At 38.8% G+C, this 7,579-nt stretch carries 8 protein-coding genes and 2 riboswitches; all 8 genes read right to left on the reverse strand.

Translation table 11 applies throughout. The features are described from left to right. Positions 1-6: 6 nt before the first annotated feature. A complete protein-coding gene (locus HT697_RS05640) occupies positions 7-657 on the reverse strand; it encodes an energy-coupling factor transporter transmembrane component T (protein WP_173217684.1) in 651 nt (216 codons plus the stop codon). A gap of 1 nt (position 658) precedes the next feature. After that, positions 659-2,044 (reverse strand): ABC transporter ATP-binding protein, encoded by a 1,386-nt coding sequence (locus HT697_RS05645; protein ID WP_173217686.1) that lies wholly within the window; start codon positions 2,042-2,044, stop codon positions 659-661. Further along, complete coding sequence (locus tag HT697_RS05650) at positions 2,045-2,605, reverse strand: ECF transporter S component (RefSeq protein ID WP_173217688.1); 561 nt, start codon at positions 2,603-2,605, stop codon at positions 2,045-2,047. Positions 2,606-2,762: 157 nt separating this feature from the next. Then, positions 2,763-2,851, reverse strand: a riboswitch (TPP riboswitch). Positions 2,852-3,059: 208 nt separating this feature from the next. Beyond that, positions 3,060-3,689 carry a thiamine phosphate synthase gene (gene thiE, locus HT697_RS05655; protein WP_173217690.1) on the reverse strand — a complete coding sequence of 210 codons (630 nt, stop codon included), beginning with the start codon at positions 3,687-3,689 and terminating at the stop codon, positions 3,060-3,062. A 1-nt stretch (position 3,690) separates the two neighbouring features. Beyond that, positions 3,691-4,473, reverse strand: a complete 783-nt coding sequence (gene thiM / locus HT697_RS05660) for a hydroxyethylthiazole kinase (RefSeq protein WP_050262178.1) — start codon at positions 4,471-4,473, stop codon at positions 3,691-3,693. 128 nt (positions 4,474-4,601) lie between these two features. Further along, entirely contained in the window at positions 4,602-5,270 is a 669-nt protein-coding gene (locus HT697_RS05665; RefSeq protein ID WP_173217691.1) for a TenA family protein, read from the reverse strand. Between the two features lie 215 nt (positions 5,271-5,485). Beyond that, positions 5,486-5,574, reverse strand: a riboswitch (TPP riboswitch). 148 nt (positions 5,575-5,722) lie between these two features. After that, complete coding sequence (lctO, locus tag HT697_RS05670; RefSeq protein WP_088791092.1) at positions 5,723-6,859, reverse strand: L-lactate oxidase; 1,137 nt, start codon at positions 6,857-6,859, stop codon at positions 5,723-5,725. Between the two features lie 526 nt (positions 6,860-7,385). Continuing rightward, positions 7,386-7,579: hypothetical protein (locus tag HT697_RS10170; protein WP_205380473.1), on the reverse strand; the 194-nt coding region annotated here is incomplete at its 5' end.

The following is a 7,579-nucleotide window of genomic DNA, read 5'->3' on the forward strand; positions in this document are numbered from 1 at the left end:
ACTCCTTTATAAAAATAGACTGGTTTGAAGCAATAAAAAGAAAAGCAGGTAGATTAATTTTGTTTTTTTAGGAATATAAAAAGTCCGATAGCTATTCTTCAACTGTGCATGTTCGTCATATCCATGCGCCGACAGGGCTCTCAGGTAAAGATGGCGCCACCTAAAGACTGTCATCAGAACCTTGCTGTAAATCAAGGGCGACCAAAAATGCAGTTCTTGACCACGTAATAGGCAAGCTTCTTTTAGGGACTTGATTTCTTGCTGAATGAGGGGGAAGGAATTAAATACCACAATCAAGGCATAGGCCCAAGAGCGTGATAACCCCTTTTGGGCCAAGTACAAGAGAAGCTCTTTTAGGGAAATAGAGGAAACAAAAACAAGACCAATACAAACGGTCACAAAGGCCCTCGTTCCAAGCATGACTGCCTGCGAAGCATCTCCATGTAACTGAACTGCCCAGTAGTTGGCAAAGGATGGCAAAATGGCGAGCAGAATCATCCAAGCCAATACTTTAAATCGACGGTAATAGAGCATAAAGAGAATACAGAATGCGACTACCGAAAGATTCAGAGCAATCGAAGGAATGAAAGATGTTTCCAAGGATAAAATCAGCAAGAAGAGACTGATAATCGGTGTCTGGGTTGCTACTTTGACCATACTATCTCACCTCCCCTTGGATATTGCTACTCTGAGACGTAAGTGGTTTGGTAATTGTCACTGATTTCACATGACGAAGACCCTGACTAGTCATCTCAATCCAATAATCAACCACAGAGATCAAGGGATCTAAACGATGGCTAATGATCAGAAAACTTCTTCCTTGATTTCTCTCCTCCACAATCCACTTGCAAAAATAATGGCAAGCTCTATCATCCAAACCTGCAAAAGGTTCATCTAGCAAGATCACTGAAGCCTTACTGGTCAAGATGGTCAAGAGCTGAAGAATTTTTTGCTGACCACCACTTAATTGATAGGGACTCTTATCAAGAGCCTGCTCCAGATCAAAATATCGTAAAGCTTGGAAAATTCGTTGATTTCTTTCAGAATCAGGTCCATCTAATTGAAGCTCTTCTCGCAGACTGACTCGGATAAACTGTTTCTCAGCTTCCTGAACAACACCCGTCAGGTCACGATACAAACTCTTTTTCTTTTTCAGGACTGTCCCCCTCCAGGTAATGCGCCCCTTATACTTTTGAAATTGAAGAATAGACCGAAAGAGGGTTGATTTCCCGACACCATTGTCACCCAAAATACAGGAAATTCCTTGGTAAAATGTGAAATCAGCAATCGAAAAGAGGGGGCGGTTACCAAGCTCACAAGTCGTTCGATCCATATGGAATAGTTCTGGGCTAGAAGCAACCTCCTTTGAAACAGCCTGTGTCATTTCAGAGGCAGGGATTTGAAACACTTCCCTTAGTTGTCCAACTCTTAGCCCCACCATATGGTCGATATAGGCTTCATAATCAGATAAATCATGGTCGCACAAAATAACTGTCTTCCCATTAGAGACCAACTCTTTTAGAATCTCCAATATCTCTATCCTACTCTTGCGATCAATGGAAGCAAAGGGCTCATCTAATAGATAGACCCTAGGATTCATAGCAAAGAGAACAGCCAAAGCAGCCTTTTGCTTTTCTCCACCTGATAAGTGATGGATGGGACGGTGCAAGATGTCCTTGCAACGACATTGCTGGACAACCTCTGCTATTTTAGAATCAATTTCCTGAACGGGATAGCCGATATTCTCCAAGGTAAAAATCAGCTCCTCAAACAAGTTCTCCATGGTAAATTGATGATTGGGATTTTGAAAGAGAATACCAACCGTTTGGACACGTTCGATGATAGAAAGCTGACTGACCTCGCTCTCATCTATCAGGACTTGACCGCTATAGGGAAGAGAACTAACTTGGGCAATAACTTGAAAGAGGCTCGATTTTCCAGACCCACTACTCCCAACTAACAAGGTAAAAGCTTGCTCATGAAAAGTAAAATCAAGCGGTTCCGAAAAAATTGGGGCCTGAATCTCCCGTAATTCCAGCCCCATCTATGCCTTTCCTCCAGTTGCAAACTGATGATAGAGTTTGACAATGGCACGAACCAAAATGGTACAGAAGAAATAAACAGAAATAAAACGCACCACAAGCAAGGAAAGGACAAAAGGAAGAGAGAAGGCGTAGTAACCTAACTTAATGTATTCATAGACAAAGCTAACAAGCGTAATCCCAATACTACTAGCAGTTAGAGAGAGCCAACTTTCATAGCGATTCTTGGTTACGATAAAACCAAGTTCACTTCCCAAACCTTGAACCAAGCCAGACAAAAGGGCACCTAGACCGAATTGGCTACCATAAAGGACTTCAGCAAGCGCAGCTAGCACTTCTCCAATCGTTGCACTTCCGACTCTCGGAACAAAGATGGCAGCAATGGGCGCAGCCATACACCAGAGTCCAAAGAGGATTTCATTGGCAAAAGCCTGTAAACCAAGAGGTGTTAAGAGTAGGCTGAGAATATTATACACATATCCTGAACCAACGAAAACGCCACCAAAAAAGATAGACAAGAAAGCAAGCAAAATAACATCTTTTAACTGCCATTTTTTCAACATAAAAAACTCCTTTTTTTAAAGAAAAGTGGGGCACTCAAGGTGAGCTACCAAAAGGATTTATATCACCTTCATCCAGTTTCGTAAAAGAAAAAACTCTAATTACAGATACGAATTAGAGTTCAGCTTACAAGATTAGACCGTTCTTTTCGACATACGAAAAAAACATTTCACATTTCCCTTCGCCAGTATTAACTGTATCAGGTTCAATGGGTATCATCTCAGCCTAAAGCACCCCAAATGTCTTTATTATTTAATTATGTGATTATTATAACACACATTTTATACTAGTTCAAGAAATTGAACTGGAAATACAGCCTTGCACTCATAAATACAGCAGATCTTTCTTTTGCAAAAAACAAATGACCTGTTTGATGAATTAGCCATTCAAGCTGAATCTGAACATAGCTTTTTAAAAAAGGAAAATCCTACTCAGAATCCAAGGATAGATTGATACCTATTGTTCACTCATTTCTCGAACAGTTTTTTCTATATTTTTTGCATACGATATTGCTGAAATGATTGAAACACCATCTATATTGGTCTGTATAATGTCTTTAATATGTTGCGTCTGTATCCCACCAATTGCAACTAAGGGCATTTGTGGCAATAGTTTTCTTATCAATTTAAGACCTTCATAACCTATAGCACCACCAGCATCATCCTTTGACTGGGTATCAAATACAGGACCAACACCGACATAATCTACATATTCAACTTTTGATTGTTGAAATTCTTCCTCATTTTTTATAGAAAGACCAATTATTTTATCTGGCATCAATTTTCTAATTTCATCAACTCCAAGGTCATCTTGTCCTACATGTACGCCATCAGCATCTATTTCCAATGCTAACTCAATATCATCATTAACGATAAATGGAACATTGTATTTTTTACAAAGATCCTGTAGTTTAATTGCTAATTCGACTTTTTCTTTACCTTCTAAGGCTCCCTCCCCTTTTTCACGAAATTGAAATAAGGTTATACCACCTTTTAAGGCTTCCTCAACGACTCTATATAGATCTTTTCCTTGGCAAGTAGTCGTTCCACAAATAAAATATAGTTTTAGTAATTCTTTATGAAACATTTTACTTCACTCTTTTGAATTCCTTTACATCTTCATCTGAAATCTCGTATAAGGCATTCATAAATTCAACTTTAAATGTTCCAGGAAGATGTCCATTTGGACGTTTTTCTGCCATTTCTCCAGCGATATTGTAAACCAACATTGCTGTTTCTAATGATTTCAATTCTTGACCTTTTTCTAGTCCGATAAAGCTTGCTACCACTGCCCCTAATAAACATCCTGTCCCAATGACTTTTGGCATCATGGCACTACCATTATGAATCGTTACCACTTCTCCATTAACAGCAATCGCATCAACTTCTCCAGTCACTACTATTGGAATATGAAACTTAGCGTTGGCTGCTAGAGCAATCTCATCAATATTATCCACACCAGCACTATCTACTCCTTTAGATGCCACATTTATACCTACTAAAGAAGCAATCTCTCCAGCATTCCCCCTAATCGCAGCTAGTTTGTAATTGTTGATTAAATCATCTGCTACTTTTTTTCTATATTCTCCTGCTCCACAGGCTACAGGATCTAAAACTGCTGGGACATTATATTTCTCTGCAATTTTCAGAGCAGCTTGGTATAATTTCCAATTATCATCCGTTAAAGTCCCAATGTTAATCAATAATCCTCCAGCATATTTTAATAAATCTTCTAAGTCTGCTGGGTACTCGCTCATAGCTGGTGAGGCACCCAGTGCTACTAATCCATTTGCTGTGAAATTTTTTACTACATCATTGGTTATGCAAATGACCAAAGGTGCTTTTTCTTTTAATAATTTTAAACTTGTCATATTGAATTCCTTTCTTTTCACTTTATACGATCTATTGATTTCGATTTATCTCTATCTTTAGTTGAGAATTTTTTTCAGTTACATTGAATGATTTACCTCGTCAAATTTGTCAGTATCCTGAACTTTCTCTAGGCATCATAACCAATATCAAAAAAGGCTAATTCTAAAGCGACCGCTTGATTCCAGCGTTGCTGAAGTTCTGTCAAATCTTCTCGACCTTTTCCGACACGATTGAGTTCGTCAACCAGAAATTGAACCCACTCTGCAAAGAAAGGACCTCTGTGGAGATTGATCCATTCCGAATGAATGTAGGCTTCAGGTAGAGCCAAATCTTTAGAACCCCAGTCTAAATAGAGTCCTTCTGCAATGACCAGCATGACCAAAAGATGGGCATAGTCTGATGAAGCCACTGCCGAATACATCAGATCCTGAAAGGCTTTTGTTACAGGGTGCAAGGTCACTTCCAGATAGTCATTCTCAGATACTTTTAAGTCTTTGAAAGCCTTTTGGAAATAACCATCTTCATCTGCTTCAAGAAAGCCTAGTTGCTTGGCAAAACGGAGCTTGGATTCAAGCTGGTCTGCGTGGGCTACGCAAGCACCTAGCATGGATAAGAAGGCATCAAAGAAGTGATAATCTTGAATCAAGTAATCCTTTAAGACCTTATTCTCAATTGTCCCCGTAAAAAGTTCCTTGACAAAACGATGATTGATTGCAGCCTGCCAATCCTTCTGACTATTTTTTAATAATTCTCCAACAATCAAACCTGGCTGAAATGCATAAACCTGTGTTTCCATATTTATTTTTCCTCCTTTTACTCGTTCGTAATCAACAAAACACCAAGAAAATCCTAGTTTTACTTGACCTTTTTAAAGAAAATCAAGGGCGTTCAAGAAGAGCTACCTAAATGCTTTGTATCACCTTCATCCAGCTTATATAAACAAAAAAACTCCAATTACAATCAAGAATTAGAGTTTAGCTTACAAGATTAGACCGTTCATTTCGACATACGAAAAAACGTTTCACATTTCCCTTCGACAGTCTTAACTGTATCAGGTTCAATGGGTATCATCTCAGCCTAAAGCACCCCAAATGTCTTTATTATTTAATTACTGCACCAGTATAGCAAAAAATGAAAGCCCTAGCAAGATATTTGATTAGAAAATATATTTATATTGTTTTTAATGGTGATTTATTCTTCCAATACACGAAGAAAAACCTCCACATTCAGTGGAGGCAATCTCTTTTATCAATACAATTTTAAGTCACGTGGGTCAACTGGGAAGGTTGGGTTGTATGGGTTGTGACGGAGTTTGAAATGTTTGACATCTTCAATGGTCTGAGTTCCAGACAACTGCATAACTGTCTTCAATTCCGCATTCAAGTGTTCAAAGACTTGACGCACACCAACACTACCGCCGAGAGCCAAGCCATAGATAACAGGGCGACCAATAGCTACCAAGTCTGCTCCTGAAGCCAAGGCTTTAAAGACATGTTGACCACGACGAACACCTGAGTCAAAGACAATTGGTACGCGTTTGTCGACTGCTTCTGCTACTTCTTGAAGTGAATCAAATGCAGCTGGTCCACCGTCGATTTGACGACCACCGTGGTTGGTTACCCAGATACCAGAAGCTCCTGCAGCAAGCGAACGTTCAACGTCCTCACGGCATTGTGGTCCCTTGACATACACAGGAAGTCCTGAGTATTCAGCGATAAATTCTACATCACGTGGAGACAAGCGTTGTTTAGCTGATTTGTAAACAAAGTCCATTGATTTACCAGCACCTTCTGGCAGGTATTCTTCAACAATCGGCATGCCAACTGGGAAGACAAAACCATTACGCTTATCCACTTCACGATTACCCCCTACAGTAGCATCTGCCGTCAAGACAATCGCTTTATAACCTTCAGCCTTCACACGGTCCATGATATGGCGGTTGATACCGTCATCCTTACTAAAGTAAAATTGGAACCAGTGAGGTGTCCCTTGAAGGGCTTCAGAAATCTCTGGAAGGTCAACAGTAGAGTATGAGCTAGTTGTATAAAGAGAACCAAACTCATGCACACCACGCGCAGTCGCCACTTCACCCTGTTCATTAGCTAATTTATGAGCCGCAACAGGCGCCATAATGATTGGTGAAGACAGTTTTTCACCTGCAAATTCAATCTCTGTACTTGGATTTTCTACATTGCAAAGCGTATGCGGAACGATGAGTTTGTGGTTAAAAGCACGGATGTTCTCCCGTAAAGTAAAAGTATCCTCTGCTCCACTGGCGATATAACCAAAGGCTGCTTTAGGGATCACTTTTTGCGCCATGGGCTCCAAATCATAGGTATTGATGAAATCTACATGACCTTCTGCATTGCTTGTTTTGTATGACATAAACTGTCCTCCTTGATTAAGTAAGCGTTTGCTTTTTACTATACAACTATAATAACTCTTTTTTCAATCATTTTCAAGAGTTTTGCTTAAAAACCATCTTATTTTTTCATACAATATACTATCCCTACTTTCCTTAAACTCTAAACTTTAGTCTATATTAAGTGAATCGTTGAGATTTTTTGCTGCCAGGCATTTGAACTACTTTTTTATTTGCTGATTCTATCTACTAATGCTATAAAAAACAAGTGAATAAGACACCAGAACATCCTCTAATAGAGCCTATGGACTTATATCAGTCCCATAATACTGTTTAAGCAAGATACTATCCTAGTTGACGCTAACTTCCTATCCCTCTTATTAATTTTTTATTTATAGTGAATCTGAACAAATCAATTGGGGAGTCCAAGTCAATTTCTAGTACTTTTTGAAAAGTTTCAGCGTACTATCGTAAAATGAAATAAAACATGCGCAAATTGATTAGGGAATTTAAACCAATTTCTAACAATGTCTTAGAAATCAAAGTGTACTATTTCAACTTCAATACACTATACTTCATTTTCTCCTTAAATTCAGTCTCTTTTTGCATCAAAAAAATGGCTCTATAATATTTGTAGTGGGTAAATCCCCTATAGATATTATGGAGCCTATTTTGTTGTAGAAAAAAAGTTCCATAAGATCTATAATGAAAAGCGACAAAACCATCATTAGAAAGAATCATAT

The organism is Streptococcus sp. 1621, assembly GCF_013276615.1.
Taxonomy (GTDB): Bacteria; Bacillota; Bacilli; order Lactobacillales; family Streptococcaceae; genus Streptococcus.

What these genes read in the sequence shown, in the direction of transcription:
- HT697_RS05640 (WP_173217684.1), bottom strand. Translation starts at nt 657, where the DNA reads ATGGTCAAAGTAGCAACCCAGACACCGATTATCAGTCTCTTCTTGCTG.
- HT697_RS05645 (WP_173217686.1), bottom strand. Translation starts at nt 2,044, where the DNA reads ATGGGGCTGGAATTACGGGAGATTCAGGCCCCAATTTTTTCGGAACCG.
- HT697_RS05650 (WP_173217688.1), bottom strand. Translation starts at nt 2,605, where the DNA reads ATGTTGAAAAAATGGCAGTTAAAAGATGTTATTTTGCTTGCTTTCTTG.
- thiE (WP_173217690.1), bottom strand. Translation starts at nt 3,689, where the DNA reads ATGTTTCATAAAGAATTACTAAAACTATATTTTATTTGTGGAACGACT.
- thiM (WP_050262178.1), bottom strand. Translation starts at nt 4,473, where the DNA reads ATGACAAGTTTAAAATTATTAAAAGAAAAAGCACCTTTGGTCATTTGC.
- HT697_RS05665 (WP_173217691.1), bottom strand. Translation starts at nt 5,270, where the DNA reads ATGGAAACACAGGTTTATGCATTTCAGCCAGGTTTGATTGTTGGAGAA.
- lctO (WP_088791092.1), bottom strand. Translation starts at nt 6,859, where the DNA reads ATGTCATACAAAACAAGCAATGCAGAAGGTCATGTAGATTTCATCAAT.